Consider the following 26,430-nt stretch of genomic DNA (forward strand, 5'->3'; position numbering starts at 1 on the left):
CTTCGACGCTTGGCGGTTTTTAGATTCATGGCTTCATCCCCGAGCTACATACCGTACCTATGCGTGGCAGCGGCGGCTTTTATCACGACCTTCCTCGCGGTGCCCCTGGTCAAGCGCTTGGCAATTAAGCTCGATGCCGTCGACTATCCTTCTAAGCGCCGCATCAACACCAAGCCCATCCCGCGTTTGGGCGGAACGGCGGTGTTTTTGGGCCTGGTCGTTGCCTGCATTGTGCAAATCCTAGGCACCTGGTACCTAGGCTGGCCACCCGTCCTGGTACCGCACCCGCGCCTTCACATTAGCTATCCCATGCTGGCGCTCTCCTTTACCGTCATCTTTGCGACCGGCGCTATCGACGACGTCTTCCAGCTCACGCCCAAGCAAAAGCTGGCCGGACAGGTCCTCGCCGCGCTTATCGCCTGCATGGGCGGCCTAAAAATCGGCGTCATCGTCAACCCGTTTGCTCCCGGCGAGATCATGCTCGGATGGCTCGCCTACCCCATTACCGTGATCTATCTGGTGGCATTCACTAACATCATTAACCTCATCGACGGCCTCGACGGCTTGGCCACGGGCATCTGCGGCATCGCGTCGTTCACCATGTTTTCGATGGCCGTTCTCTCGGGCCGCATCGACGCCGCCGCGCTCTCCATTGCGCTCTTTGGCGCCTGTCTGGCCTTTTTGCGCTACAACTTCAACCCCGCAAGCATCTTCTTGGGCGACTCGGGGTCGCTGCTTCTGGGCTTTGCGCTGGGCTCCATCTCGCTGCTCAACGTGAGCCGCACCGCCGCACTCACCTCGCTTATCATTCCGCTCATCGTTGCCGGCGTGCCCATCATCGACACGTTCAGCGCCATCGTGCGCCGCAAGCGCGCCCACATTAGCATCGGACAGGCCGACAAGGGCCACATCCACCACCGCCTGATCCAAGAAGGCTACAACCAAAAACAGGCCGTGCTGCTCATCTATGCCTGGTGCATCATGCTTTCGGCCGGCGCCGCCGCCATCAATCAGGTCGAGGTGCCCATGCGCGTGCTCATTTTTACCGTGCTCGCCATTGGCTCGGCTGCCTTCGCCAAGCATCTGCATCTGTTTGAGCCCGTGCTGCGCCACCATTACAACAAGCGCACGCACGAGGACGAGCTCGTCACCCCCGACGACCCCGCCTTTAAGCAGGAGGAGCAGGCAGCTGAGGAACGTAAGGAAGAGCGCCACCACAAGCTCTAGGGCAAGCTGCCGAGGATGTGCCAAGGCGTTGGCAGCCGTTCGCGCGAACGCCGCGGCGGACTTGAAAGCCGGCCCCTGGCAGTCCCTCACCCACTCACGCCCACCCCTCTCAATAAACACGCTATCATCAAAACCTGCGAACGAACGTTAGGAGCAATCATGCCAAACGAGAACAGCTACGAAGTCGCGCTGCAAAAGAGCAACGCCATTCGCGAGGGCCTGGCCAAGACGCCCGAGAAGTTCACCATGCTTACCGGCGACCGCCCCACCGGCCGTCTGCACCTGGGTCACTACTTTGGCACCCTCAAGGGCCGCGTGGAGCTGCAGAACATGGGCGCCAGGACCAACGTACTCATCGCCGACTACCAGGTCATCACCGACCGCGACACCACCGAGCACATCCAGGACAACGTGTACAACATGGTCATGGACTACCTTGCCTGCGGCATCGACCCCGACAAGACCATGATCTACGCGCACTCCGCCGTACCCGCCGCAAACCAGCTCATGCTGCCGTTCCTGTCGCTGGTCTCCGAGGCCGAGCTGGCGCGCAACCCCACGGTCAAGGCCGAGATGGAGGCCTCGGGCCACGAGCTCACCGGCCTTCTGCTCACCTACCCGGTGCACCAGGCCTGCGACATCCTGTTCTGCAAGGGCAATGTGGTGCCCGTCGGTCGCGACCAGCTGCCGCACATCGAGCTCACCCGCACCATCGCCCGCCGCTTTAACAACCGTTACGGCAAGGTGTTCCCCGAGGTCGACGCGCTGCTGTCCGAGACCCCGCTGCTGCCCGGCCTGGACGGGCGCAAGATGAGCAAGAGCTACGGCAACGCCATCAACATCTCGATGACCGCCGAGGAGACGGCCAAGCGCATCAAGAAGAGCCAGACCGACTCCGAGCGCATGATCACGTTCGATCCCGAGAATCGCCCCGGCGTGTCCGGCCTGCTTTCAACCGCCGCCATCTGCACCGGCCGTTCCGAGGTCGAGATTGCCGAGGAGATTGGCATGGGCGGCTCCGGCCAGCTCAAGAAGTACGTGACCGAGGCCGTCAACGAGTACTTCGCGCCGATCCGCGAGCGTCGTCAGCGCTATGAGAACGATCTGGACTATGTGAAGGACGTGCTGCACGAGGGCAACCGTCGCGCCAACGAGATTGCCGAGCAGACCCTGGCCGAGGTTCAGGACGCCATGGGCATGGTGTACTAGACCGATTTGCTGGCTTGAGTTTTCGATTGCTTTAGGGCGGGCGCTACGGCGTCCGCCTTTTTTGGAGCCGGACCGCTTCGGCTCCGTCCATCGCACCCCCTCGACAAACAGGAACAGGCCCGCCGGCAGCTAGTTGCCAGCGGGCCTGTTCCCGAAGTACACCGTTGAATCGCACAGAGGGGAGGAATGCGAATCAAACTCAACAGGGCAGGCTTTTTCATCGCCTATTGCCTGCTCCGTTGCTGAAACCAATATAGTTCACCGTGGTTTACTTTCTGACGGCAAAGTACGCCACCACACCTTCTCCATAAGTTAGCTCTGGTAAACCTACAGCGTAAAACCACCACAAAGGGGACAGGCGCCTTTGTGGTGGTTTTCGCCACGGCAGAACCGCTAGAGCCCGGCAGGCCAGCGACAGGCGGCCAAGTCGACGTGCATGTCGTCCTTAAACGCCACACCTTCCCCTAGCAAAAGCTCACGTTGAGCATCGGGACCGCCAAAAGCGAAGCCCTCGCATATGTGCCCGTCGGCAAACACCACGCGGTGACAGGGAATCTCGCCGGGGCGCGGATTACTATGCAGGGCATACCCCACGTACCGCGCACTTCGTGGACGACCGGCAAGCAGCGCCACCTGGCCATACGTGGCGACCATCCCCTCGGGGATCTGCTCGACCACCTCGTACACCCGTTCAAAAAAGCCCTCAGACGCCATTGCTCGCTCCCTTCCACCCGGAAAAGCATAAACCACCACAAAGGTGCCTGTCCCCTTTGTGGTGGTTTGTGGCAGGTCGGTTAGTTGGCGGGCTGGAAGAAGGCTACGGCGACGGCGCCGGGGCCTACGTGGGTGCCGATGGTGGCGCCGATGGTGTGAACGGGCAACTCGCCCTCGGTGTGGCCAGCCCACAGTGCCGCGCTGTCCTCGACATACTTCTTGAGCACCGCATCCGAAAGGCCCGTATAGCCCAGCGCCAGCGGCATGGAAAAGTCGATGCCGCCTGACTTTTCGACCTTTTGGTTCAGCAGGTTGCGGCCGTTCTTGGAACCGCGCGCCTTGCCCAACTGCACGATAAGGCCGTCCTCGACAGCCACCACGGGCTTCACGTTGAGCAGCGTGCCCACGGCGCCGGCCGCAGCAGATAGACGACCGCCGCGAACCAGGTACTCCAGCGTCTCGAGCAGGCCGATAACCACCACGCGGTCGCGCACGGCCTCGACCGCTGCCGCGATCTGGGCCGCACTACGGCCCTCATCCACCAGGCGCAGCGCATACTCGACCAGCACGCGCTCTCCCAAGGTCACGTTATTGCTGTCCACGACGAACACGTCGCCGCCCGGCGCCTCGGCAAGTGCGGTACGGGCGCTCTGATTGGTGCCCGAAAGCTTGGCGCCCACGGTAATAATCACGGCCTCGTCGCCGGCCTCACGCGCCTCGGCAATCGCCTGCGAAAACGCGTACGGGTTGACCTGGCCGGTCTTGGGCAGCTCATCGCGCTCCACGAGCATCTCGTAAAAGCGCTGGTGATCGATGTCGACGCCATCCATGTACACATCGGTGCCAAAGGTGACGGACAGCGGCAGAACACGCAGAGCGGGGTGCTCCGCCGGCGACATATCGCTTGCGGAATCGGTAATAATGCGGACGGACATAACAAATCCTTTCTTGCGCAGGTCTCGCGCGGGGAATTTAGACAGCATTGCCCCGGCACGGTATACGCGCTCAAACGGGACTATGCAGTTGTTAATGGGAAGCAAATGCCTTGGCGGCCTTAGATCTCGCGCAGGGTGTTGAGAATCGTACGCAGCGACGCATACATCTGCTCGCGCTGCTCCACGCCCATGGCCTTACCGGTGGTGTCGAGCACGTCGTGGATGATACGGTCGGCCTCGTTCATGCTCTCGCCACCCAGCGTGGTCAGGCGAACCGGTGCGCGGTACTTGACGGCAGCATCGCCCGAGTCATCAACCTCGACAAAGCCGCCCTCCTCCAGGTGCGCCAGCGTGCGCGAAACGGCAGCGCGCGTCACGCCGGCCACGCGAGCCAGATCGGCGCCGGTCATGCCGTCCTTGCTGCGCTCCAGGTAGTACAGGCACATAACGTCGGAGCCCTTGAGGCCCAGCCTTGCGCCCTCAGACGTCTTAATGCGCTGGATCTCCTTGTACAGCCCGCTAATCAGTCCGACAAAATCCTCGAAACGTGTCTCGTCGTTCTGCTGCATGGGAGACGACCGCCTTTCGCTTGCATGATGCTAACGGGTAAACATCTTAGCCGTACTCAGCGACTGCCGCCTCCACGCGACCCAATTGTTAACCCATCAACATAAAAACCACCACAAAGGGGACAGGCACCTTTGTGGTGGTCTGGGGCATCAATAGGTTCTAGGCGCCGCTACAGCTCCACGCAGGGATTGTCGCGGGTCACAAGCGTCTTAACGACAACCGTCGCTCCCAGATAGCGCTCGAGCAGCTCGGCCAAGCGATCGATGGCGGCCTGGCAATCCCCCATCCGCTCGGGCTCCACGCACTCAATCGCCAGAAATGCGTCCGCCGAATCGTCGGACAGCGCCGTGCGAACGCCATCGCGCCAGTTCCAGCAACGGCACACGGCGCCCGCATCATCGATATAAGCAAGCTCACCGGGCAGCGTCGGATCATCCGCCTCCTCGCCAAGTGGCAAGAACGCGTCGCCGCCGTCGGTCACCTTCAAGCGAAGGTCTCCCTCAATCGCATGCAGATCCTCGCCTCCCACGGGCAGCGCATAGGTCAACGACACCGTGTTGTAAATATCCACCGCCGGTGTGATATGACCGACCGGCTTGCCCTTGAGCACGCGCTTGAGCAAGTTCTCGATCGAGCAGCGGGCGCCCTTTTTAGTCTTGAACAGCCGGTACGCGTCACGCCAAGCCTTCACCGGCGCGTTCTCGCTGATGGTATCGCTCGTCAGGTGACGCTCCGCTTCGATATTGGCGCGGTCGAGCAACGCGGCAATGGCATCCACGTCCTCCTGGGGAATCTGAGCCGCGGGCTTCATGCCCTTTACGACCACGACGCCGACCGCCGCCTGTGGAAACAGCTCCCAAAACGAATTCTCGGCAGCAAAGCCCTTCATACGCTCTCCCTTCATTGTGCGCGCCCGAGTGAGGGCGCCTAAACAAAAAGCGCCCTCACAGCGGCCACCTTCAAAGTCCTACGGTGCCGCCACAAGAGCGCTTGCGCTGCCCCCATCCGGAGAAGGGGGCGATATGTCAGGCGTATTGTAACCTGAGTCATCCGCCCAAGCAAAACCACCACAAAGGTAACTGTCCCCTTTGTGGTGGTTATGGACTTGCGGCGACGCTAGTGGCGGAGTCCCAGCAAGCCGCGGCCGCGATGACGGGCCTCGGCGGACACCTGGGCGTGCGGGCCGGCGGCCTTGACGGACTCGGGAAGGTGCGAGTACTTCTTCTCGAAGTTCTCCTCGAACATCACCGCCAGGTTGTGCGCTGCCTCGTCGTAGCGCGCGGTGCTCTGCCAGTACTGGCGCGGCACCAGGATGCCGTCGGGCACACCGTGGCACGTAGTGGGAATGTCGACATTAAAGATATCGTCGTGCACAAACTCGCTGTCCTCGATGGTACCGTCGAGGGCGCAAGCGACCAGGGCGCGCGTGTAGGCCAGCTCGATGCGATGGCCCACGCCATAACCGCCGCCAATCCAACCGGTGTTGACCAGGTAGACGCGCGTGCGGCCGTCGGCGATGCGCTCGCCGAGCATCTTAGCGTAGACCATGGGGTCGAGCGGCATAAACGGCTCGCCAAACAGCGAGGAGAACGTGGGCGTGGGCTCGGTGACGCCAACCTCGGTGCCGGGGATCTTGGCCGTAAAGCCCGTCACAAAGTGATACATGGCGGCGTCGGCCGTCAGGCGCGAGATAGGCGGCAGCACGCCAAAGGCATCGCAGGTCAGGAACAGCACGACGCTGGGAGTGGTGCCCATGCCCTTGGTCCACGCGTTGGGGATATGCTCGACGGGATAGGCCACGCGCGTGTTGTGCGTGATCGAGATGTCGTCGTAGTTGGGCTTGCGGTTCTCGTCGAGCACCACGTTTTCGCAAATGGCGCCAAAACGGACGGCGTTGAAGATCTCGGGCTCGTGGAAGGCGTCCAGGCCCTCGCATTTGGCGTAGCAGCCACCCTCGATGTTGAAGATGCCCATGTCGGACCAACCGTGCTCGTCGTCGCCGATCAGCAGGCGCGTGGGATTGGCCGAAAGCGTGGTCTTGCCGGTGCCGGACAGGCCAAAGAACACGGCGGTCTCGTGCGTGACGGGATCCATGCTGGCCGAGCAATGCATGGGCAGCACGTCGTCCTCGACAGGCAGCAGGTAGTTCATGACACTGAAGATGGACTTTTTGATTTCGCCGGAGTAGCCGGTACCCGCGACCAAAATCACGCGCTCCTGGAAGTTGATGACCACGGCGGCGCTGGAGTTGAGGCCCTTGATGGCAGGGTCGCATTGGTAGCCCGGCGCGGCGAGCACGCAGAAGTCCGGCTCGCCGGTGCGCGCGATTTCGCGGGCGAGCGGGCGGGCGAGCATCTGCTTAATGAAGAGCGCCTGGCTGGCACGCTCGCAGGCGACGAGCAGGCGGCGCGTATGGTTGCGGTCGGCGCCGGCCATGCCGCGGGTGACGAACACATCGCGCTCGTTGAGATAGTCGACGATGCCGGCTTTGATGACCTCGTAGCTTTCGACGGACAGCGGGCGGTTGACGGCGCCCCAGGCAATCTTGTCGTGGACATCGGGGGTGTCAACGATAAAGCGGTCGTTGGGCGAACGTCCGGTACGCTCCCCCGTCTCGATCACCAGCGCGCCGTTGGATGCCATGCGGCCTTCGTTGCGGCGGATGGCATGCTCGACGAGCTCTGCCGCCGGCAGGTCCACCAGCAGACGGGGTTGATTCTCGGCGGGATCTTCAACGAGCGTAATACCAAAGTTGGACAGAACTTCTGCAGGGGTAACACCAGGCATGGGGCCTCCTTTAAAAACGCGACACGTTGACGCGACGCGCACTTTACTCACGTAAAGCCCGTTGTACCCGATATGCAAAAACGTTTTTGCGGCAAGGGCGGCAAGCCCGCCCAACGGTCAAAAATCGCAGGCAAGCGGCCTAGTCATTGGGGACGCTTTTAAACGACTAGTCATTGGGGACACTCTTGAACAGACAACATTCAAGGAGTGTCCCCAGATGCCGGCACTTAGGGACGTTCCCAAAGTGCCGGCACATAAGGAACGTCCCTAAGTGCCGACTACAGCGGCAGGCCTTGGCCGAGCATGGCTATGGCGCTCATCAGGACCAGCATGCCGGCGGCGTAGGGCAGGACGGCGCCCAGGAGTTCGGCATCCTTACCGCGCACGAGCACGGCGGCAAGACCAATGGCGAGGGTCTGCGGCGAGATCATCTTACCGGCGGCGACGCCCAGGGCGTTCAACGCGACCATCCAGTAGTCGCTCACACCCAGCGCAGTGGCAGCCTGGCTCTGAATGGGGCCAAACAGCATGCCCGAGGACGTGCCCGAGCCGGTCACAAACGCACCGACTGCGCCGATCCACGGAGCCAGAATCGGGTACAGCCCACCGGCGACGGCGATGCAGAACGCGCTGATCGAAGAGATCATGCCCGCATAGCCCATCACCTTGGCACAGCCCAGCACCGAAAGCATCGTGATCACCGTCGGCATCATCTGCTTCACAGTCGCGGCCAGCACCTCGCCCATCATGCGTGGCGAAGCACCCTGAATGGCACCGCCGACAAACGCCGCCAGGAAAATCCAGACGCCTGGCGTGTTGATCCACGAAAACGTAAGCATACCGGGATTCTCACCGCAATACACCTGCACATGGCTCGCAAACGGCGCGAGCGCAGCATGTACAGCGGGCACCAGATTAGACGTGCCCAGCAGCAACACAAAGATCAGGATGAAGCACGACCAGGCCGAAAGCGCCGACTTAACGGTGAGCTTCTCCCCCGCCTCGATATTCATGTGAAAGCGTGCGTCCAGATGCCCCGACTTCTCGGCACGCATGGCAAGCGCAGCTGTCAGCGCGAGCGAAACGATGGATCCTACGACCACGGCCAGCTCGGGGCCCACAAACATGGCAACGACCAGAGCCGCGCCGACAAACGACACGCCGGAGAGCAACGCCACGCCGGCAACACCGTGCAGACGCTCGCCCACACTCGCGGCATTGCCCTGGTCATCGGCAACACGGCCCGCAACCAGCACAATAAATAGCGGCATCACCACAAAGAACGGTGCGAGCTGCACCAGCTGAACGGTCGCTAGGTGAAGGGAATCCAAACCCACCAGGTCGGCAACGGACACCGTGGGGATGCCGATGGAGCCGTAGGGCGTGGGCACGCCGTTGGCCAGCAGGCAGATGAGCACGGCAGGCACGGCCTCAAAGCCCAGGCCCGCGAGCATGCCGGCGGGAATGGCGACAGCGGTACCGAAGCCGGCCATGCCCTCCATAAAGCCACCGAAGCACCAAGCCACGAGCAGCGCCAGCAGACGGCGGTCGCTGCTGATGGAGGTGATCATGCTGCTGATCACGTCCATGGCGCCCGTACGAACGCACAGGTTATACGTGAACACCGCGGCGATGATCACCAGGACGATGGGCCACAGAGCCATCAAAAAACCTTCGAGCGAGGCGGTCGCGATCTGCGCTGCCGGCAGGTGCCACCATGCGAAGGCAAGCAAGCACGAAAGGACAAACGATCCGATAGCGGCCTTCCAAGCTGGCCATTTAAAGCACAGCAGCATCACGACCAGCCAAATAATCGGCACAAGAGCCAGTAAGAATGCGGCGACGTCCATAGGTAGAAGCTCCTTGGTACCGCGTGGGCGGCATCGGGGGTGTCACAAAACTTCAACAGGATACCGCACGTTTACCGACAAATTACAGCCGCCCGCCGAAATTATTGAACAATCCGTTCAAAAACACGAACGAACACCGTCGCGTCTATACTAAAGCGCAGCAATAGAAAGGACTCCGCTTTGAGCATCACGCCCCTCGATAGCATTCGCCGCGCCATCGCCCGCCGCAACGGCGTCTCCAACCCCGCTGCATCGAGAGACGGCGCCGCGAAGGCCCAGGGCGGCCGCATCGAGAACGGCCTCTTCCCTGCCTCGCACACTGCCGAGGAACTCGCACGCATCCAAGAGCTGAGTCAGCGCAACGCCGGCGGGCCCGATAGCAGCCAAGCCACACGTCGCCGGCGCGAACGCGATCGCAAGCCCGGCCCCGTCCGCCGCATGGTCAACGCTTGGTGGAACCGTCTGCTCGGTGCCGTCTACGGCGGCGGCTTCTCCATGCAGGAAGCGGAATACGAGGAGCACGCCACCCGCCGCGATTACCTTTGGAACGCTCTCGGCACCGCCGTGTGGGGCTTGGCGTTTCCGCTGCTCACCATCGTGTCCACACAGCTCGTGGGCGCCGAAGAAGCCGGCAAGTTCTCCATCGCCTTTGTCACCGGCACGCTCATCATGATCGCATGCAACTACGGCGTGCGCAATTTCCAGGTCTCGGACATCGACGAAAAGACGTCCTTTGCCTCCTACCAGCTCAACCGCTGGCTTTGCGGAGCGCTCGCCCTAGGCTGCGGCCTCATGTACAGCAGCGCCCGCGGCTATGACACGCAGATGGCGACGATCGGCCTGGGCGTCTACCTGTATAAGGTCATCGACGGCGTCGCCGACGTGTACGAAGGCCGCCTGCAGCAGGCCGACAAGCTCTACCTGGCTGGCATGAGCCAAACGCTACGCTCCGTCGGCGTCATCGCGGTCTTCAGCGTGGCGCTGTTCCTCACGCGTAGCATGCCCATCGCGGCCATGGCCATGGGCATCGCCGCGATCGCCTCGCTCGTGCTGGTCACCGCGCCGCTCGCCCTGCTCGAGACCGAAAAATCGCGCCGCGTAAGCCTGCGCGAGGTCGGCCACCTGTTTGTCCAGTGCGCCCCACTCTTTGGCGCGCTATTCCTGTTCAATCTTATCGAGAGCATGCCCAAGTTTGTGATGGAAGGAACACTGGCCTACAAATACCAGCTGTACTTTAATGCCCTGTTCTTTCCGGCGCAGGCTATTTTGCTGAGCATTGGATTTATCTATAAACCGCAGCTCCTGCGCTTGTCGAGCATTTGGGCTAATCCTCGCAAGCGTCATCGCTTTGACCTGATTATTATTGCCGTTATGGCGCTGATCGTGGTCATCACCGGCGTGTGCGCCGCATTTATGGCAGGTCCCGGTATTCCCCTCATGAGCTTTATGTACGGTCTCAGCTTTGAGCGCTACCGTACGCTGGCGCTGCTGATGGTCGTCGCCGGCGGCGTCACCGCGGCCATCGACTTTATCTACGCCATTATCACGGTGCTGCGCCATGCCGGTGACGTCACCAAGGTCTACCTGATTTGTTTTGCCGTGAGCGTGGTTTTGCCGGTGATTCTGATCAACCTGCTCGGCCTGATGGGCGCCGTCGTGAGTTACCTAGCCATCATGGCCCTACTGCTGGTACTGTTGATTATCGAGTACGCCCACATCCGCCAACGCATCGAACGCGACCGCAACCCATACGGCGCCTAATTAGCTGCCCGGTCACCGGAATTTGCGATGGAATCACCCCAGCTGGGGTCTCGTTGCGGACAATATGCATCACGCAAAACTAAGTGAGTAGACTTTTACCGAATCCCCGACCACACCGACAAAACACAAATCTGTGACCTGCGGTTTTATTGAAGTAAATATGTTGGGTGTTCGGCATTTCCAAAAAAGTCTACTCACTTAGCCAGCGGGCAGCCAAATGATTTTAAAATCCCCGTCCCAGAAAAATCATTTGGTGGGCAGAAGGGCAAAAGTAGTCAAAAAAGCCCCGTCCCAAATTAGCTACCACTTGCACCGATTATTCGCCCGGGTTGATGTTCGCGTAGAACTCCGCCCCATCATCGAGCCGCAGGATGCCCACGCGACCGAACTCGGAGCCGGTGGCGGCAGCGCAGTCGATGTCGATGCGATCGGACACGCCGGCAGCGTCCTCGCCGCCCAAGCGCACGATCTGCCCTCGTCCCGATTCCTCATCGAGCCCCGCCAGGCCGCCTACCTCGCAATAGCGCCCAAGCGATACCGTGGGCGTGTGGCCGCTCACCACGACCGGACCCTTGCCCTCGGCAGAAAGCAACCCCGTCAGCACATCCCAATAGCCATGGCGAATCCAGAGCAAGTCATCGGACGACTGTACGGCGAGCATTTGCTGCAGCAGCTCGCGATCGGCATCGACCGCTCCCCTGCCGTCGCCGCAATCGACACCATGCTCAAGCAAAAACGCCCGCGCCGCCTCGGTCTGAATGCCGGCGTGCACCAGCAGGTACGGCCGCTCGGCAGTCTCGACCACCGCGTAGAGCGGCAGCGCGGCCATCCATCGCACGAGCTCCTCGTATGCCTCAAATTCCATGTCGTTGAGTTGCTCGCGCGTCGTCCAGCCACCGTTGATATCCCAGGTCTCGGCATCGAGCGGATCCTGGCCAATGATGGCATCGAGCATGATCTGCTCGTGATTACCCTTGAGCACGCGGGCGTTGGGCAGCGAGCGCACGAGCTTAATAACGCCGATCGGATCGGGCCCGCGATCGATCATGTCGCCCAGCACGTACAGTGTGTCGTCGGACGTCAACGAGATCTTAGACAGGGCCTCGTCAAGCGCACGCACGTGCCCGTGAGCATCAGATGTCACATAGATCGCCATGGTACGCCTCTCCTTGCATTGCGGCCGAAGCCCGGCGCCGCAACTAAAACTTCAAGTTGAACTTAAACGTTACCCATTGTACTCCGTTGCAATAAAGCTGGAAAGGGTTTCCGAGCAGAGGCAAAGACGGCAGCCGTCTATGACGATATCGCGCACGCCCGCAATCCAACCCCATAAACCCACCATCTTTGGGTACAAATAACCGCAGACAACTGACCGTGCCACGCCAACCACCCAGGAGCGGACACTATCCATGAACCAGATACTTCTTTTTATCGGCCTCGTCATCATTTTGTGCCTGACCATCAAACCCGTCGGTAAAAAGCTCCCCTTCCCCACCCTGCTCATCTTTATCGCACTCGGCATGCTGTTGGGCGTCAACGGCCCGGCGCACATCGACTTTAGCGACTACGCACTTACCGAAACCGTCTGCAGCACGGCGCTGCTGTTCATCATGTTCTACGGCAGCTTTAACACCAACATCGACCGCGCCAAGCCCGTCGCCGCGCCCGCGGTACTGCTGAGCACGCTCGGCGTTATCATCACCGCTGGTATCACGGGCGCCTTTGCGCACTTCGCACTGGGCTTCGACTGGATCGGCGGCCTGCTGCTGGGCTCGGTCGTTGCGTCGACCGATGCGGCGAGCGTCTTTAGCGTGCTGCGCGAGCACAACCTGTCGCTGAGGGGCGGCACCGACTCGCTGCTCGAGGTCGAATCGGGCTCCAACGACCCCGTCGCCTACATGCTCACCGCGGTGTTCGCGACCCTCGCGGCCGGCGGCAATATCGACATTCCCGTGCTGCTGGCCAAGCAGATCATCCTGGGTGTTGGCCTGGGCCTTGCCATCGGCTGGGCGGCGGGCCGCCTGATTGAACGCGCGCACGCAACGGCCAAGGACGCGCAGACCATCTTTTTGTTCGCCGTGGCGATCGTCGCCTACGCGCTACCAAGCTATCTGGACGGCAACGGCTTTTTGGCTGTATACCTGGCCGGCATTGTGCTGGGTGCCAGCGACATCACCGGCAAAGTCGAGATGGCGCACTTCTTTGACACCCTCACCGAGATGGCAGAGATGACCATCTTCTTTTTGCTGGGCCTGCTCGTTACACCCGCACGCCTGCCGCAAATGCTGCTGCCGGGCCTGGCGCTCATGGCGTTCATGCTCTTCGTGAGCCGCCCCATCGCCGTCGGCGTGCTCCTGGCGCCCTTTAAGACGAATCCCCACCAGGTCGCGCTCGTAAGCTGGGCGGGCCTGCGCGGAGCAGCTTCGGTCGTCTTTAGTCTCTTTGCCGTGGTGGCCGACGTTCCCGGCGGACACGACCTGTTTGACCTGGTGTTTGTGATTGCCGTGTCGAGCATTGTGGTGCAGGGCTCGCTGCTGCCGGCGGTGGCGAAGAAGCTCGATATGATCGATGCGACCGGCGACGTGCGCCGCGCCTTTAACGACTACCGCGACGAGGACGGCATGTCGTTTGTAAAGCTCAAGGTGGGCGCTGGACATCCGTTTGCCGGACGCTCGCTCGCCGACATTGGCAGCGCCACGGACATGCTCGTCGTCCTGGTGCTGCGCGATGGCGCGCATCCGGTGCTGCCCAATGGCGATACCGTGATTGAGGAAGGCGACCTATTGGTGATGGCTGCCCCGACGTTAGAAGAGCGTGCCGAGGTTACGCTGCGCGAGGTCACCGTGACGCCCCACGGTCGCCTGGCCGGCCAGCGCTTGCGCGACGTGCCGCAAGGCAAGCATCCGTTTATTGTGGTGATGCTCAAGCGCGACGGCCAAACGATCATTCCCGATGGCAACACCCTAATATACGCCGGCGACGAAGCCGTCATTGCCACGCTGGCGTCGTAGTGACCAGGAGGTAGCTAATTTGCGACGAAGAGATCAAGCGCCTAGAGAACCTCATGCCTTCGCTCGCAGATTCGGATTTGCCTGAGGATTAAAGCACCCCTCCCCCATGTAACCATCCTGTAAATCATAGCGGCGCAGTCGAGTTTTACCGTGATGCGGTCGCGCCTAGCGCTCCACTGTGCTAAAGTATCCCGAACGTTCAAACGACTACGAGGGGAACAAGAAGATGGCACGTGTGCACAACTTCTCAGCTGGCCCGGCCGCGCTGCCTACAAGCGTGCTCGCCGAGATCGCCGACGAGATGATGGACTACCGCGGTTGCGGCATGTCCGTGCTCGAGATGAGCCATCGATCTAGCATGTACCAGCAGATCATCGACGACGCCGAGGCAACCCTGCGCCGCCTGCTGAGCATCCCCGACAACTACCGCGTCCTGTTTTTGCAGGGTGGCGCCACGCTGCAGTTTGCGGGCATCCCCATGAACCTCATGCGCCGCGGCCGCGCCGGCTACGTCGTGACCGGTAACTTTGCCAACAAGGCGTACAAGGAGGCCGCCAAGTACGGCGAGGCCGTGCTGCTCGCGAGCTCCGAGGACACCAATTTCGACCGCATACCCACCATGGCCGACGTCAACGCGCGCATTGCCGCCGAGGCCGCGGGCGACGGGCTCGACTACGTCTACATCTGCCAGAACAACACCATCTTTGGCACCATGTACCACGAGCTGCCCAACTGCGGCGACGTACCGCTGGTCGCCGATGTCTCGAGCTGCTTTTTGTCGCAGCCGCTCGACGTCGAGCGCTACGGACTCATCTACGCCGGCGCGCAGAAAAACGCCGGCGCCGCGGGCGTCACCGTGGTTATCGTGCGCGACGGCCTGATCGCTGACGGCCCGGCCTTTGCGCAGACGCCGCAGTACCTGGACCTTAAGACCCAGGCCGCCAAGGGCTCCATGCTCAACACGCCCAACACCTTTGGCATCTACGTGTGCGGCAAGGTGTTCCGTTGGGTGGAGCAGACCGGCGGACTTGCCGCCATGGCCGAGCGCAACTGGGCCAAGGCCAACCTGCTCTACGACTTGCTCGAGAACAGCAAACTATTCCACGGCACCGCGCAGACAGACAGTCGCTCCATCGCCAACGTCACGTTCCGCACCGGCGACGCCGACCTCGACGCCGCCTTTGTTGCGGGCGCGGCAGAGCACCAGATCCAAAACGTCAAGGGCCATCGCCTCGTCGGCGGCATGCGCGCCAGCGTGTACAACGCAGTCACCATGGAGGACGTACAGGCGCTGGCCACGTACATGAAGGACTTCGAAGCGCAGCATAGTTTGAGTCCGCGATCTAACTAGCCCGCAACACACGGGCCGACCAGCCACTTCAAACCACTTGTTTTAGACAAACCTGCTAAGGAGTTTTCCATGCGCAAGATTAAAACCATCGATGACATTACCAAGGACGGCAAAGTCGAGTTTGGCGAGGGCTACGAATTTGTGAGCACCGCCGACGAGGCCGACGCGATCCTGATGCGCTCGACCGACCTGCACGGCTACGAGCTGCCCGAGGGCATCCGCGCCATCGCCCGCTGCGGTGCCGGCGTCAACAACATCCCCGTCGAGGAATACGCCAAGAAGGGCGTCGTCGTCTTTAACTCCCCCGGTGCCAACAGCAACGCCGTCAAGGAGCTCGTCCTAGGCATGCTGGTGCTCTCGAGCCGCGGCGTGGTGCAATCGATGAACTGGGTGCGCGACAACGCCGACGACCCCGAGATTCAGGTCGATGCCGAGAAGGCCAAGAAGGCCTTTGTGGGCCGCGAGCTCAAGGGCAAGCGCATCGGCGTCATCGGCCTGGGCAACGTGGGCTCCAAGGTCGCCAACGCCTGCGTCGACCTGGGCATGGACGTTTACGGCTACGACCCGTTCATTTCCGTCGAGCACGCGTGGGTGCTGAGCCGCGAGGTGCAGCGCGTGGGCACGCTCGAGGATCTCTGCCGCGGCTGCGACTACCTCACCGTGCACGTGCCCAGCAAGGCCGACACCATCGGCATGATCAGCACCGAGCAGATTAACCTGCTGGCACCGGACGCCGTGCTCATCAACTACGCGCGCGAAACCATCATTGACGAGGACGCCGTCGACGCCGCCCTGCGCGAGGGCAAGCTCAGCTGGTTTAGCTGCGACTTCGCCACGCCCAAGACGGTCAAGATGTCCAATACGTTTATCACCACGCACTCGGGCGCCGGCACCGGCGAGGCCGAGGCCAACTGCGCCGACATGGCCATCAGCGAGCTCAAGGATTACCTGGAGAACGGCAACATCGCACACAGCGTCAACTACCCCGCCTGCAGCATGGGCAAGGCGCGCGCCGCAAGCCGCATTGCCTGCCTGCATGCCAACGTGCCCAACATGATCGGCCAGATCACGGCCATCCTGGCCAAGGACAACGCCAACGTGCAGCGTATGACCAACGAGTCCGCCGGCGAGAACGCCTACACCATGTTCGACACCGACGAACACCTAGACAGCAGCACCATCGAGGCGCTCAAGCAGATTCCGTCGATGTATCGCGTGCGCGTGATCAAGTAGCGCCGACTGACCTGACGGGCAGCTCCCCATGTGGCCTGCCCGTCACTGACATTGAATGCCCGCGGGGGTGCCTTTCGCACGAGAGGCGCCCCCGTTTTTGTGAGCGCTCCATTAAATGCACCGAGCCGCTTCTTGGCATACAATCTGTATGTTTACCTAACTATCTGTGAGGTGCCTATGGTTGATACAGATTTTGCCTGGCGGCTTACGCAAGGGCTCGTGCGGATCGACAGTTCCGACCCAGGTGCGTATGAGGGCGAGATTGAACGCTATATCAAAGCGTTGGTTGAGGAACGGTTGGCGCAGCTGAGCCATCCGGTACTCGATGCCGTGCAGGTTGAGGAGCTCGAGGTGCTGCCCGGGCGCCGCAACCTTATGGTCACCGTGCCGGGACTGAGCGACGAGCCACGGCTCGTCTATATCTGCCATATGGATACCGTTACACTGGGCGATGGCTGGGACGCGGACATTCCGCCGCTCGGAGCGATCGTGCGCAACGATAAACTCTATGGCCGCGGTGCCTGCGATATGAAGGGTGGCCTGGCCTGCGCCATTGCCGCACTGGTCCATACGCTCGAGCTCGTGGCGGCAGAAGGCAAGCTGCCCCGCCGTGTCTTCTCACTCATTTGCTCGGTCGACGAGGAGGACTTTATGCGCGGCTCAGAGGCCACGATCGATGCTGGCTGGGTCGGCTCGCGTGAATGGGTGCTGGACACCGAGCCCACCGACGGACAGATCCAGGTGGCGCACAAGGGGCGTACGTGGTTCGAGATTGAAATGACTGGCGTGACGGCGCATGCGAGCCAGCCCTGGAAGGGCGCGGATGCCGTCGCCGCCATGGCCGAGGTCGTGTGTTCGCTCCGTCGCGCGTTTATGGCGCTGCCCGCGCACGATGAGCTGGGGCCTTCGACCATCACGTTTGGCCAAATCGAGGGCGGATATCGCCCCTACGTCGTACCCGACCGCGCCAAAGCCTGGGTCGACATGCGTCTGACGCCTCCGACCGATACGGCCGCCGCGACGCGCATGGTAGAGCAGGCCATCGCCGTCGCCGAAGCCGCCGTTCCCGGTTGCCATGGCAGCTACACCGTGACGGGCGACCGCCCCGCCATCGAGCGCGACCCGAACTCTCCCCTTCTAGCAGCGCTCAAGCGTGCCGCCGATGACGTGACGGACGCGGACACGACCGTCGGCTTCTTTACCGGCTACACCGACACCGCCGTCATTGCCGGCAAGACAGGTAACCGCAATTGCATGAGCTACGGTCCCGGGTCGCTCGCGCTCGCGCACAAGCCCAACGAATATGTGCCCCACGCCGATATCGTTCGTTGTCAGCAGGTGCTAATCGCGCTCGCCGATAACGTGCTCTGGGACGCGAGCGGCCAAGTTGGGGCATAATAAGCCGCGAACAAACCGACTCGTGCGTTAGGACCGCCCATGAAAGCACTTCCGTTTCCCTGCATCCGCCCGGCTCAGGACCGCGTGCTCGAGGCGCTGCCTGCAATGGGCAGCATCCTGAGCGGCAACGATGCTCTGCGCGGAGCCATTGCCGATGGTCTGATGCTCAAGGACCCGGGTGCGGCGTATTACGTGTACGAATGCTCGGGCGAGCCGGGACGTGTGACGGGTGTCGTGGCGATCTGCCCGGTTGGTGCGCTGGCGGGCGGCGACGCGGTTGCCGCCGATACGACCGCCGCTGCGCGCGCAATCGCCGACCTCAAGGTACAGCCCCGTCCCGTAACGCTTGTCTACGAAGCCTCTCCCGTCATGGATATCATCCTCGGCGCCGCAAAAGAGGGCGCTTCACTCTATGCCGTCACCGACCCCGCCGGCATTACGCACCGCGTGTGGGAGGTCAAGCGCGAGGACGCCGTCGGGGCCATCCGCGCCATGCTCGACCAGGCGCCGGAGCCGGCACTGGCCGACGACCCTGCCTACGCTGTCGCACTAGTCGAGGCATCACAGCTCCTGACCGACGATGCACGTGCCGCCGGCACCTACACGGGCAAAGAGCCGTTCAACTTTGCCGTAGCTGCGCTCTTCCCCGCCGCGCAGGTCAGCGGCGGCGCGGCGCAGGTTCCGACGGGTCTGCTCACGCACCAGGTCGCGCGGTTCTAGCAAGACCAGACCGTCCAGCATAAAAATCGGCAGCCCAACAAACAGGGGGCGGAGATGCAGCAGGTACATGCATCTCCGCCCCTTTTGCGTCGAGAAGTTATGCCGACGACCCGTGCCGCCGCGCTCGCGTTATCCGCGCTGCGGACCCGCAGTAGCCACGAGCGGTTCAAGCCCCAGCTCGCGCGCGTAGTCTTCCTGCGTAAAGACTTCGACCAGCTCAAACGTATCGGCCGCATCGTCAAACGCAAAATGCAGCACTGAGCAGTTGCCCGGCACGCGTTCGCGCTCGTCGGCCGCCGCGCCCCGCACGTGGTCCAAAAACTCCTTGATAGCCGAACCGTGGCTCACCGCGAGCACGCACTCGTGGTCCGGACGTCGCATAAGATCGGTTATCGTCGCCGCCATGCGCTCGCGCACCTGCATCTGGCCCTCGCCGCCAAACTGACGATAGAAATCTCGCCACGGGCGCTCGGGCATAAGCATCACGCGCTCGGCCTCAAAGTCGCCAAAGAACCACTCACGCAGACCGTCCAGGCGCTCGTACGCCAAGCCCGGCCACAGGTTGGCGATAGTCTGCTCGGTGCGATGAAGTGTGGAGGTGTAGGCATGATCGGGTTCAATGCCGCGCGCACGCAAGAACATGCCGGCACGCGCCGCCTGGTCGCATCCCAGCTGCGTGAGCGGCGAGTCACTCCAACCCTGAATAATGCGCTTAAGGTTGAATATTGTCTGCCCATGACGAACCAGATACAGGTCTTTATTCATAGGGGTCCTTTCGTTCGTTACCAATCAAGGAGCGAAAACGCACCGTCGCAATAGCCAAAATGAAGCACGGCACCGTTGTCGGGTAGCTCTCCCCTGCCAGTCACATACTCAAGAAACTCCTGGCAGGAAGAGCCGTGGGAGACTGCCAGCACACAGTCGTGCTGCGGCCTGGCCATGATGTGGGACAGCGCCGCGACCATGCGCGACTGGAGCTCGCCTTCAGACTCGCCACCAAAGGCCACCGGATAATCACCCCAGGGCTGCGGCGGCATCTCGCGATTTGATGTACCCTCCAGCGAGCCCAAATGCCACTCGCGCAGGTCATCGACCAGCTCTATCGAGCGGCCCTCACCAGCAATTAGCTCAGCCGTACGCCGCGCCCGGCCCAACGGGGAGGAATACACACGGTCAAAGGTCACGCCACGCGCCTCAAACGCCGCGCGCGTCGCCAGCGCCTGCTCGCGCCCGCGCGCCGTAAGCGGCGAATCGTGCCCACCCTGCAAAATGTTCTGCACATTGAGCTCAGTCTGCCCATGCCGCACCAAATACAAATCTGCCACACGTCCTCCCCTCGCACCACCGCAAAGGGGACAGGTACCTTTGTGGTGGTTTACCGCCGGATCACACCGCGGTGACGCTCAACTACACCAGTACGTCGACAAGCGAGCGCTTGGGTACGTGGTGCACCTGCGCCTCGTCGCGCCAATAATTGATGGAGCCGTCGGGGTTGGAATCGATCGCATCGATCACCTGTGTCTCGGCCGGAACGCCAAACGCCATGATCAGCTTGAGCTCATACTTGTCGTTATCGAGCCCCATGGCATCGATCGCGTGGGGCGTAAAGGCCTTGAACATGCAGGCTGCCACCTCGGGCGTGGCGCTGCGGGCGGCGAGCATCATCGTCTGCGCGGCAATGCCCGTGTCGACCTCGGTAATGGGAGCGGCTGGCTTGCCCGGAACGGCGCGCTCAGCAAGAATCGCGATGTAGCCGGTCGGGCGCTCGCCCTCATCGGGACCCGGCCAATCCTTGAGCGCACCGGCCCATGCAAGCTCGTCAAATACACGCGCGCAGTCCTCTGCACCGCTTACCACATGAAAACGCAGACGCTGAGCATTGGCACCACAGGGAGTCAGGTGCGCCAGCTCCGCCAGCTCAAGCAAAAGCTCACGCGGCACGCGCATGGACTCGTCAAAGCGACGGCACGTGCGGGCGCAGCGAACCAACGCATCAAACGCGTCCAAGCCGAGCTTTTCGCAACCCTGCTTTGCCATCGACTCAGCGCTTACCGGCGCTGCGGGAACTGCTTCGTTCATAGGGACCCCCAATTTCGGGCAATTGTTCTTAGGAAAATCTAACCTAAAACGTAGGCAATAACGAACAGGGCTGCAATGTTCTACACCTGTTGAATAGAAAATCGCGACGTGGGGAACAACGGAAACAATTCGGGGCCTTTGGGTTACGTTTCGCCCTCCCCGACCCATACGCCAGCGCCTTTAGGCGATACTGGTTGTAATGATCAAGGCTTACGCCGCACGGAAAGGAGACATTATGGGCATCTTTAAGAACGATGACCAAAAATCGAGCCAGTTTGGATTTGACGAGAAAAGCATGGCGGGCAAAGCCGTCAAGGCCGTACGCTGGATTTACGCCATCACGGGCGTCTTGGCGCTCGTCGCCGGCATCGCACTGCTGTTTGCGCCCGCCAAGTCCCTCGTCTTCCTAACGACCGTCTTGGGCTTCTACTTTGTGATCACGGCCGCGATCAGGCTGTTTACCGCTGTTTTCGAGCCACTGCTGCCCACCGGCTGGCGCGTGACGAGCATCATCTCCAACCTACTCATTATCTTGGGCGGCGTCATAATCCTGCGCAACCAGGCCTTCTCGACCGCGACGCTCACCACGATGGTGGTTATCGTGGCCGGCTTTGGCTGGATCGTCGAAGGTGTCATGTCCATTCTGGAGTCCGAGCTTTCGTCCAACCGTGCCCTCGCCATCCTGAGCGGCGCGCTCTCCATCATCGCCGGCATGTTCGTGTTTATCTATCCGCTGTGGTCGGCCAAGATGCTCGTCATCTTTAGCGGCGCCGCACTGCTGGTGTTTGGCGTAACGCTGATTGTTCGCGCTATTCAATTTGGCAAACTGGTGCACTAGATGCCGCGAACGCTCTTTATTGATGCAGACGCCTGCCCGGTCACGCGCGAGTCGATTGACTGCGCGCGGCGGGCGGGCGTCGCCGTCGTTATCGCCGGCAACAGCACACAGAACCTGGAACGCCACATTCGCCGCGACGATCCGCGCGACGTCGAGCATGCGCGACGCGGATTTTGGGTCACGACGCTCGATGTGAGCGTGGGCGCCGACAGCGCCGACTTTGCCATTGTCGAACGCCTGCAGGCGGGCGACGTAGTCGTGACGCAGGACATTGGCTTGGCGAGCATGGTGCTCGGGCGCGATGCCGCCGCCATCGGCGTACGCGGGCGCGTCTACGATAAGGCGACCATCGACATGCAACTGTTTATTCGCCACGAGGAAAAGAAGGTGCGCCGCGCCGGCGGTCGCACTCGCGGTCCGGCGGCATTTACCAGCGAAGACCGGGCCCGCTTTAAGCGCAACCTCACCGAGCTGCTGCGCTAACCAAGGTAGATTTTTGGGACATGCCCGGAAATCTACCTTTTTGTTTTGAGCGGTGTGAGCGCTCAGGATCCATGGCTCAACAAAAAAAACGAGCTTCAAAATGCCATGCGTCGCCGCATTGTGCAAGCGCCGTGCATGGCTATTTTGAAGCCCGTTTTGTTAGGCCTACTTAGAGGCCAAAGGCAGATAGGACGAGGCCCCAGCCAGCGCCGATGACGTACATCATGACCAGGAACACGGCGTTTTCGCGAGCGCTGCGGTTGGTGCGGAACAGCACCAGGTAGCCCACACCGGCAGAGATGAGCGTGCCGGCGAGCATCGGCGCCAGCTGCAGCGCGCCTTCCAGGTACAGTTGTGTGATGACGACGCTGGCCGAGCAGTTGGGAATCAGGCCGACAAGCGCCGAACCCAGGACGGCGAGCGTCTCGTTGCCACGCAGGAACTGCTCGATCGCGGACTCGCCGAAGGTCTCGAGCACGGCGACCAGAATCAGCGTCACCAGAAAAATGAATACCGATACCTGCACGGTGTGCGAGATGGCGCTGCGAATAATCGACAGGAGGGGCGCGCCCTCGTGAGAGTGGGAGTGACCGTGGCCATGATGGTGTTCATGATCGCCCTCATGACCGTGATCGTGGCCATGTCCGTGTCCGTGTTCGTGCTCGTCCTCGTCTTCATCACAACCGCAATGGTCGCGCTCGCACAGCTCGTGGATGTGGTCGGCGCTCACGCCCGCCTCGGCCACCTCGTCGATGATGTCACCGCCAGTGTGGTCGTCGTGCGCGCAGTTCACGTGGGCCGGGTTGGCCGCGGTTCCCAGCACGGTGCGGCGAATCGCCGCATGCGCGCGAGCGTTACGACGCAGGCCGCGAATGGCGGCGTCCACGATAAAGCCCGTGACCAGCGCGATCAGTGCCTTCGAAGCCAAAAGCATCGCCATGGTCTGCACGGGCACCTGCTCGGCGAGCAACAGCGGCAGCATCTCATCGGAGGTCGAAAGGAACACCGCCACCAACGTACCCAATGTCACGACACGACCGGCATACAGCGTGGCCGCCATTGCCGAAAAGCCGCACTGCGGCACCATGCCCAGCAACGAGCCAACCACGGGGCCCGCGGCACCGGCGCGCTTGATGGCGCCGTTAACGCTGTCGCCCGCAACGTGCTCCAGGGTCTCGAGGGCCAGATACGTCACCAACAAAAACGGCACCAGCGACAGCGTGTCCTTGCCAGCGTCGAGCAAAATATCAATCAGCAAATCCATGAAGGATGGAACCTTTCGTGTCTTTCGGCAGCATTGTAAAAGTCCTAGCGGTCAACTAGGGTATTGTAGTTGACCTAGGCGTGGTGCCAATAGTTGCCCATGGTAAACTATCATCTCGCCATAACTCAATGCCACCGAACCGCGCGACGCGGCCCGTCCAAGGAGCAGTCTATGAACGTTTCGCAAGCACTCGAATACGAGCGCCAGCCGTTTATCCCCATGTTTATCTATGGCGATCACGGCGCCATGGAGTCCGAGCGCCAGAAGGGCGAAGAGGCCCTTAAGGTGCTCGAGACCGAGTACTTTACCGCCGAGGGCGACCCCGGCTTCGACTTTGCCACCGTGCGCGACCTGGCCGACCGCAACCGCGACCTGTGCGACCAGATTGGCGAGGCACGCATGCGCAACGTGACGCCCGCGACGCTTTCGCGCGGCCTGTCCGATGCCGACACCTGCGCCGCCATCGGCAAGATGCAAAAGCGCACCGCCGCGTCCGTCATGCGCGAAATCCGCGGCGACCGCGACGCGCTCGGCGTCGCCTACGCGCGCAAGCCCATCCAAGGCACCGTGCTCGGTATCGATATCGAGACCACCGGCCGTGCACCCGAGCGCGGCTACATCATCAACGTGGGCTGGGAAATCATGGAGCTCACCAGCGACGCCGTGCCGCATGACGCCGAGGCGCACTACTGCGGCCTGCCCGACATCTATCGCGGCGAGGACGTGCCGCTGTCGAATATCCACCACATCACCTGGGACGACATCGACGGCAAAAAGCCGTTCCGCGAGAACAAAGAATTGCAGAAGCAGCTGCTCAAGCTTATGAAGAAGTACCCGTACATGGCGCATAACGCCGCGTTCGAGGACAGTTGGTTCAAAATTCATCTGGACGGTTACGCCGAGGCACGCCGCGCCGGCAAGATTATCGTCATCGACTCGCGCCAGATCTGCCGTAGCCTGGATGCCGACGTCCGCTCGCTCCCCCGCGAGTCCGCCCCCGCAGCGCTCGAGAACTGGGCCCGCCGCCGCGGCACCCTCGCCGCCGACGCCAACGAGCAGCATCTGGGCCTGGACGACACCGACCTCATGCTCCGCACCGTCCAAGCCGAGTTCAACCTCAAGAACCTGTTTGCCAAGTAGAAACGTCTACGACAAACTCCGGCGTAGATCACGGGCGGCCTCGCAGCGGGAAACCCCGCAGCGGGGCCGCCCTACGTTCCACAAATAAACCTGCCATCACAAATTCTGAACACTCATTGCGAACGATTTCGGCCAATTCCCGACACGTAATTCGTTGTCGGATGGTGATGCATCACTATCAAATGTGCGGCAATTGAGTATTTATATGCTATAGCTAAGCTGCGAAAACTTTTATTTAGGGCATACCAACCCATAATTGCGTCAAGCTTTTTGACAGCATTTGGCTAGACCTCTAAAACGGCTTTTCCACTCAGCGCCGTCAACACGGCATTAGCTGACACGATATATATCATGAGTATCGTATTGTCACATACCACTGCAAAAGCGGTCTACCAGGCCGCGCATTCGGTGTCTGCGAAAGGCATCGAGTCCTGTAGCCCTGCCGCGATTTACGGATCATGTCCCACCGGAACGCTCCTTGACGCAGTCGCAGAATGGCTCACCAAACATGATGTTTCCCTCGACGCAAATGATTCCCTCGAGGTGATGGTGTTTGATCGCAGGAATGCGCGCTATGCAATGAACTGTCAATGCCACGTTTCTTCAAAACGATTCTCGAACTCACGCTTTATAGAGCTCAAAGATGGCATCTTCATTGTTGGCGTTGAGCTTTGCGCACTTCAGGCCGCCACCTATCTTTCTTTTCGCGAACTAGTGGAGTACTACTTTGAACTGTGCGGCGCTTATTCCCTTGGAACCGACTCTTCCACCTCCTATACCGAGCGTTTCGCGCTCACCTCGACCGAGAGGTTAAAGCAGTTCTTTAATTCCATTACCAGATGCGACGGTCTGGCCCTTGCCCGAAAGGCGATCCAATGTGTGCGCGACGGATGCCGGTCTCCCATGGAAACGGCATTTGTCATGATGCTAACGCTGCCCAAAAGCAAAGGAGGGCTTGGTATTAAGGGAATTGAGACCGATTACGAGGTGCAGGTCACCACTGCCGCAAAGAATCTCACGAGACGCAAAAAGTTCTTTATGGATGCGTATCTAAAGAAATCTCGCACAGACATTGAATACAACGGTTTTTATCATGACGCGGAAGAAGACCGCGCCATCGATGAGGAGCGCAAGAATGCACTTGCGTCCATGGGGTACGGAATCATCACCGTCAGTCGTTATTCCTTTATGCATGCCAGCTCTTTTGTTAGGGTCATGGAAGCAATCCAGCGGAAAGAGGGCGTACGCCCCTCGCGTCTGCCAAAAGACTTTCAAATCATGCAAGAGGACCTGAGACAGTTTGTGCTCAGAAGGTTTATAGAAGAGAAAAAGCGAATTCAGAAGCAGCTTCGCCAGGATTCCGAAGATCGTCAACGAATCGACCTCGAAAAAGCAATGCTCGAAGGCACTACGTTGGATGATCCAACGATTAACGAAGCGCCGGCAATCGATGACATGCAAACAGTCAAAATCGACAGCCCATCATTTGCTCAAACAAGCAGCCTCGCGCCCGAGGGCAGGATCTTCGGGGCCGGAGACTAGGCCGGCTAACAAGGTGGGTACCCTAGCGATGTGCAAAATTGCGAGTATTCAGCAGGGTCGGGTGTCTATCACCCTCGAGTGGATCCAAATGTGAAGCGAAATCACTCTTGCGTGAGAGCGTTAGGCAACATTTGAGGAAGAACTCATCGGATTAACACCCTAAGATAACTCTTGAACTGCATTATATGACCTGCAATAGATTAACGGACCCCCTATAGTTGCAGAATACTCCATTTTTTGCACGCCTTGATTCTCATTTTCATTGCAACAGCCTCAGGACTCAGCGCAACGCGTTGCGCTGAGTCCTGAGGCGCGAAT

23 protein-coding genes are annotated in these 26,430 nt (G+C 60.9%); 12 read left to right on the forward strand and 11 right to left on the reverse strand.

The genetic code is table 11. The annotated features are described in order from the left end of the window. Positions 1 to 27: 27 nt before the first annotated feature. Both ACESUZ_RS06980 and trpS read left to right on the forward strand, forming a co-directional pair. Complete coding sequence (locus ACESUZ_RS06980) at positions 28 to 1,227, forward strand: MraY family glycosyltransferase (RefSeq protein ID WP_055310678.1); 1,200 nt, start codon at positions 28 to 30, stop codon at positions 1,225 to 1,227. Positions 1,228 to 1,386: 159 nt separating this feature from the next. Beyond that, positions 1,387 to 2,436 carry a tryptophan--tRNA ligase gene (gene trpS / locus ACESUZ_RS06985; protein ID WP_152067982.1) on the forward strand — a complete coding sequence of 350 codons (1,050 nt, stop codon included), beginning with the start codon at positions 1,387 to 1,389 and terminating at the stop codon, positions 2,434 to 2,436. A gap of 393 nt (positions 2,437 to 2,829) precedes the next feature. Here trpS and ACESUZ_RS06990 read toward each other — a convergent pair whose 3' ends face one another. From ACESUZ_RS06990 to ACESUZ_RS07015, 6 genes are all read right to left on the reverse strand, one after another. Continuing rightward, complete coding sequence (locus ACESUZ_RS06990; RefSeq protein WP_035137247.1) at positions 2,830 to 3,150, reverse strand: MGMT family protein; 321 nt, start codon at positions 3,148 to 3,150, stop codon at positions 2,830 to 2,832. Between the two features lie 80 nt (positions 3,151 to 3,230). Next, positions 3,231 to 4,085 carry a DegV family protein gene (locus ACESUZ_RS06995; RefSeq protein WP_373199236.1) on the reverse strand — a complete coding sequence of 285 codons (855 nt, stop codon included), beginning with the start codon at positions 4,083 to 4,085 and terminating at the stop codon, positions 3,231 to 3,233. Positions 4,086 to 4,204: 119 nt separating this feature from the next. Continuing rightward, positions 4,205 to 4,654: a MarR family winged helix-turn-helix transcriptional regulator gene (locus ACESUZ_RS07000; protein ID WP_196032736.1), complete on the reverse strand. Its 450-nt coding sequence runs from the start codon at positions 4,652 to 4,654 to the stop codon at positions 4,205 to 4,207. 170 nt (positions 4,655 to 4,824) lie between these two features. Next, entirely contained in the window at positions 4,825 to 5,544 is a 720-nt protein-coding gene (locus tag ACESUZ_RS07005; RefSeq protein WP_373199258.1) for a B3/B4 domain-containing protein, read from the reverse strand. Positions 5,545 to 5,771: 227 nt separating this feature from the next. Beyond that, the gene (pckA, locus tag ACESUZ_RS07010; protein WP_373199238.1) at positions 5,772 to 7,442 is read right to left on the reverse strand and encodes a phosphoenolpyruvate carboxykinase (ATP); all 1,671 of its coding nucleotides are present in this window, start codon (positions 7,440 to 7,442) and stop codon (positions 5,772 to 5,774) included. 278 nt (positions 7,443 to 7,720) lie between these two features. Continuing rightward, complete coding sequence (locus ACESUZ_RS07015; RefSeq protein ID WP_373199240.1) at positions 7,721 to 9,292, reverse strand: L-lactate permease; 1,572 nt, start codon at positions 9,290 to 9,292, stop codon at positions 7,721 to 7,723. Between the two features lie 180 nt (positions 9,293 to 9,472). On the opposite strand from ACESUZ_RS07015, the gene ACESUZ_RS07020 reads away from it, so the two are divergent. Then, positions 9,473 to 11,053 (forward strand): lipopolysaccharide biosynthesis protein, encoded by a 1,581-nt coding sequence (locus ACESUZ_RS07020; RefSeq protein WP_373199242.1) that lies wholly within the window; start codon positions 9,473 to 9,475, stop codon positions 11,051 to 11,053. A gap of 316 nt (positions 11,054 to 11,369) precedes the next feature. Here ACESUZ_RS07020 and ACESUZ_RS07025 read toward each other — a convergent pair whose 3' ends face one another. Further along, positions 11,370 to 12,209 (reverse strand): metallophosphoesterase family protein, encoded by an 840-nt coding sequence (locus tag ACESUZ_RS07025; protein WP_373199243.1) that lies wholly within the window; start codon positions 12,207 to 12,209, stop codon positions 11,370 to 11,372. Positions 12,210 to 12,462: 253 nt separating this feature from the next. On the opposite strand from ACESUZ_RS07025, the gene ACESUZ_RS07030 reads away from it, so the two are divergent. The 5 genes from ACESUZ_RS07030 to ACESUZ_RS07050 all read left to right on the forward strand — a co-directional run bounded on the left by ACESUZ_RS07030 (position 12,463) and on the right by ACESUZ_RS07050 (position 18,766). Beyond that, on the forward strand, positions 12,463 to 14,064 hold the full coding sequence (locus tag ACESUZ_RS07030) for a potassium/proton antiporter (protein WP_373199245.1): 1,602 nt from the start codon (positions 12,463 to 12,465) through the stop codon (positions 14,062 to 14,064). 226 nt (positions 14,065 to 14,290) lie between these two features. Then, on the forward strand, positions 14,291 to 15,415 hold the full coding sequence (gene serC / locus ACESUZ_RS07035) for a 3-phosphoserine/phosphohydroxythreonine transaminase (protein ID WP_373199246.1): 1,125 nt from the start codon (positions 14,291 to 14,293) through the stop codon (positions 15,413 to 15,415). 69 nt (positions 15,416 to 15,484) lie between these two features. Further along, a complete protein-coding gene (locus ACESUZ_RS07040) occupies positions 15,485 to 16,648 on the forward strand; it encodes a phosphoglycerate dehydrogenase (protein WP_373199247.1) in 1,164 nt (387 codons plus the stop codon). Positions 16,649 to 16,825: 177 nt separating this feature from the next. Beyond that, on the forward strand, positions 16,826 to 18,046 hold the full coding sequence (locus ACESUZ_RS07045) for a M20 family metallopeptidase (RefSeq protein ID WP_373199249.1): 1,221 nt from the start codon (positions 16,826 to 16,828) through the stop codon (positions 18,044 to 18,046). A gap of 39 nt (positions 18,047 to 18,085) precedes the next feature. Continuing rightward, positions 18,086 to 18,766: a DUF1015 family protein gene (locus ACESUZ_RS07050; RefSeq protein ID WP_195445930.1), complete on the forward strand. Its 681-nt coding sequence runs from the start codon at positions 18,086 to 18,088 to the stop codon at positions 18,764 to 18,766. 129 nt (positions 18,767 to 18,895) lie between these two features. Here the strand turns inward: ACESUZ_RS07050 and ACESUZ_RS07055 are convergent, their stop codons facing one another. The 3 genes from ACESUZ_RS07055 to ACESUZ_RS07065 form a co-directional block, all read right to left on the reverse strand. Further along, complete coding sequence (locus ACESUZ_RS07055) at positions 18,896 to 19,531, reverse strand: histidine phosphatase family protein (protein WP_138374914.1); 636 nt, start codon at positions 19,529 to 19,531, stop codon at positions 18,896 to 18,898. 17 nt (positions 19,532 to 19,548) lie between these two features. Next, positions 19,549 to 20,091: a histidine phosphatase family protein gene (locus ACESUZ_RS07060; protein ID WP_035137274.1), complete on the reverse strand. Its 543-nt coding sequence runs from the start codon at positions 20,089 to 20,091 to the stop codon at positions 19,549 to 19,551. A gap of 82 nt (positions 20,092 to 20,173) precedes the next feature. Then, positions 20,174 to 20,845: a nitroreductase family protein gene (locus tag ACESUZ_RS07065; RefSeq protein ID WP_195445928.1), complete on the reverse strand. Its 672-nt coding sequence runs from the start codon at positions 20,843 to 20,845 to the stop codon at positions 20,174 to 20,176. Between the two features lie 235 nt (positions 20,846 to 21,080). On the opposite strand from ACESUZ_RS07065, the gene ACESUZ_RS07070 reads away from it, so the two are divergent. After that, positions 21,081 to 21,683 carry an HdeD family acid-resistance protein gene (locus ACESUZ_RS07070; protein WP_035137275.1) on the forward strand — a complete coding sequence of 201 codons (603 nt, stop codon included), beginning with the start codon at positions 21,081 to 21,083 and terminating at the stop codon, positions 21,681 to 21,683. Beyond that, positions 21,684 to 22,166 (forward strand): YaiI/YqxD family protein, encoded by a 483-nt coding sequence (locus tag ACESUZ_RS07075; protein ID WP_055310731.1) that lies wholly within the window; start codon positions 21,684 to 21,686, stop codon positions 22,164 to 22,166. 169 nt (positions 22,167 to 22,335) lie between these two features. Here ACESUZ_RS07075 and ACESUZ_RS07080 read toward each other — a convergent pair whose 3' ends face one another. Beyond that, a complete protein-coding gene (locus ACESUZ_RS07080; RefSeq protein ID WP_373199253.1) occupies positions 22,336 to 23,430 on the reverse strand; it encodes a putative manganese transporter in 1,095 nt (364 codons plus the stop codon). Between the two features lie 171 nt (positions 23,431 to 23,601). Between ACESUZ_RS07080 and ACESUZ_RS07085 the strand changes: the two genes are divergently transcribed. Both ACESUZ_RS07085 and ACESUZ_RS07090 read left to right on the forward strand, forming a co-directional pair. Then, entirely contained in the window at positions 23,602 to 24,570 is a 969-nt protein-coding gene (locus tag ACESUZ_RS07085) for a 3'-5' exonuclease (RefSeq protein WP_373199255.1), read from the forward strand. Positions 24,571 to 24,921: 351 nt separating this feature from the next. Continuing rightward, the gene (locus ACESUZ_RS07090; protein WP_373199257.1) at positions 24,922 to 26,112 is read left to right on the forward strand and encodes a putative endonuclease domain-containing protein; all 1,191 of its coding nucleotides are present in this window, start codon (positions 24,922 to 24,924) and stop codon (positions 26,110 to 26,112) included. The last annotated feature ends 318 nt before the right edge of the window (positions 26,113 to 26,430 follow it).

The organism is Collinsella aerofaciens ATCC 25986 (genome assembly GCF_964239575.1).
Classification (GTDB): Bacteria; Actinomycetota; Coriobacteriia; order Coriobacteriales; family Coriobacteriaceae; genus Collinsella; species Collinsella aerofaciens_BQ.

Bases quoted from the DNA above. Each gene is read 5' to 3' on its own strand.
- ACESUZ_RS07080 (WP_373199253.1), bottom strand. From the start codon at position 23,430: ATGGATTTGCTGATTGATATTTTGCTCGACGCTGGCAAGGACACGCTG.
- ACESUZ_RS07015 (WP_373199240.1), bottom strand. From the start codon at position 9,292: ATGGACGTCGCCGCATTCTTACTGGCTCTTGTGCCGATTATTTGGCTG.
- ACESUZ_RS07070 (WP_035137275.1), top strand. From the start codon at position 21,081: ATGGGCATCTTTAAGAACGATGACCAAAAATCGAGCCAGTTTGGATTT.
- trpS (WP_152067982.1), top strand. From the start codon at position 1,387: ATGCCAAACGAGAACAGCTACGAAGTCGCGCTGCAAAAGAGCAACGCC.
- ACESUZ_RS07065 (WP_195445928.1), bottom strand. From the start codon at position 20,845: ATGAACGAAGCAGTTCCCGCAGCGCCGGTAAGCGCTGAGTCGATGGCA.
- serC (WP_373199246.1), top strand. From the start codon at position 14,291: ATGGCACGTGTGCACAACTTCTCAGCTGGCCCGGCCGCGCTGCCTACA.
- pckA (WP_373199238.1), bottom strand. From the start codon at position 7,442: ATGCCTGGTGTTACCCCTGCAGAAGTTCTGTCCAACTTTGGTATTACG.
- ACESUZ_RS06990 (WP_035137247.1), bottom strand. From the start codon at position 3,150: ATGGCGTCTGAGGGCTTTTTTGAACGGGTGTACGAGGTGGTCGAGCAG.
- ACESUZ_RS07055 (WP_138374914.1), bottom strand. From the start codon at position 19,531: ATGAATAAAGACCTGTATCTGGTTCGTCATGGGCAGACAATATTCAAC.
- ACESUZ_RS07025 (WP_373199243.1), bottom strand. From the start codon at position 12,209: ATGGCGATCTATGTGACATCTGATGCTCACGGGCACGTGCGTGCGCTT.
- ACESUZ_RS07045 (WP_373199249.1), top strand. From the start codon at position 16,826: ATGGTTGATACAGATTTTGCCTGGCGGCTTACGCAAGGGCTCGTGCGG.
- ACESUZ_RS07085 (WP_373199255.1), top strand. From the start codon at position 23,602: ATGAACGTTTCGCAAGCACTCGAATACGAGCGCCAGCCGTTTATCCCC.
- ACESUZ_RS07030 (WP_373199245.1), top strand. From the start codon at position 12,463: ATGAACCAGATACTTCTTTTTATCGGCCTCGTCATCATTTTGTGCCTG.
- ACESUZ_RS07000 (WP_196032736.1), bottom strand. From the start codon at position 4,654: ATGCAGCAGAACGACGAGACACGTTTCGAGGATTTTGTCGGACTGATT.
- ACESUZ_RS07005 (WP_373199258.1), bottom strand. From the start codon at position 5,544: ATGAAGGGCTTTGCTGCCGAGAATTCGTTTTGGGAGCTGTTTCCACAG.
- ACESUZ_RS06980 (WP_055310678.1), top strand. From the start codon at position 28: ATGGCTTCATCCCCGAGCTACATACCGTACCTATGCGTGGCAGCGGCG.
- ACESUZ_RS07050 (WP_195445930.1), top strand. From the start codon at position 18,086: ATGAAAGCACTTCCGTTTCCCTGCATCCGCCCGGCTCAGGACCGCGTG.
- ACESUZ_RS07075 (WP_055310731.1), top strand. From the start codon at position 21,684: ATGCCGCGAACGCTCTTTATTGATGCAGACGCCTGCCCGGTCACGCGC.
- ACESUZ_RS06995 (WP_373199236.1), bottom strand. From the start codon at position 4,085: ATGTCCGTCCGCATTATTACCGATTCCGCAAGCGATATGTCGCCGGCG.
- ACESUZ_RS07040 (WP_373199247.1), top strand. From the start codon at position 15,485: ATGCGCAAGATTAAAACCATCGATGACATTACCAAGGACGGCAAAGTC.
- ACESUZ_RS07090 (WP_373199257.1), top strand. From the start codon at position 24,922: ATGAGTATCGTATTGTCACATACCACTGCAAAAGCGGTCTACCAGGCC.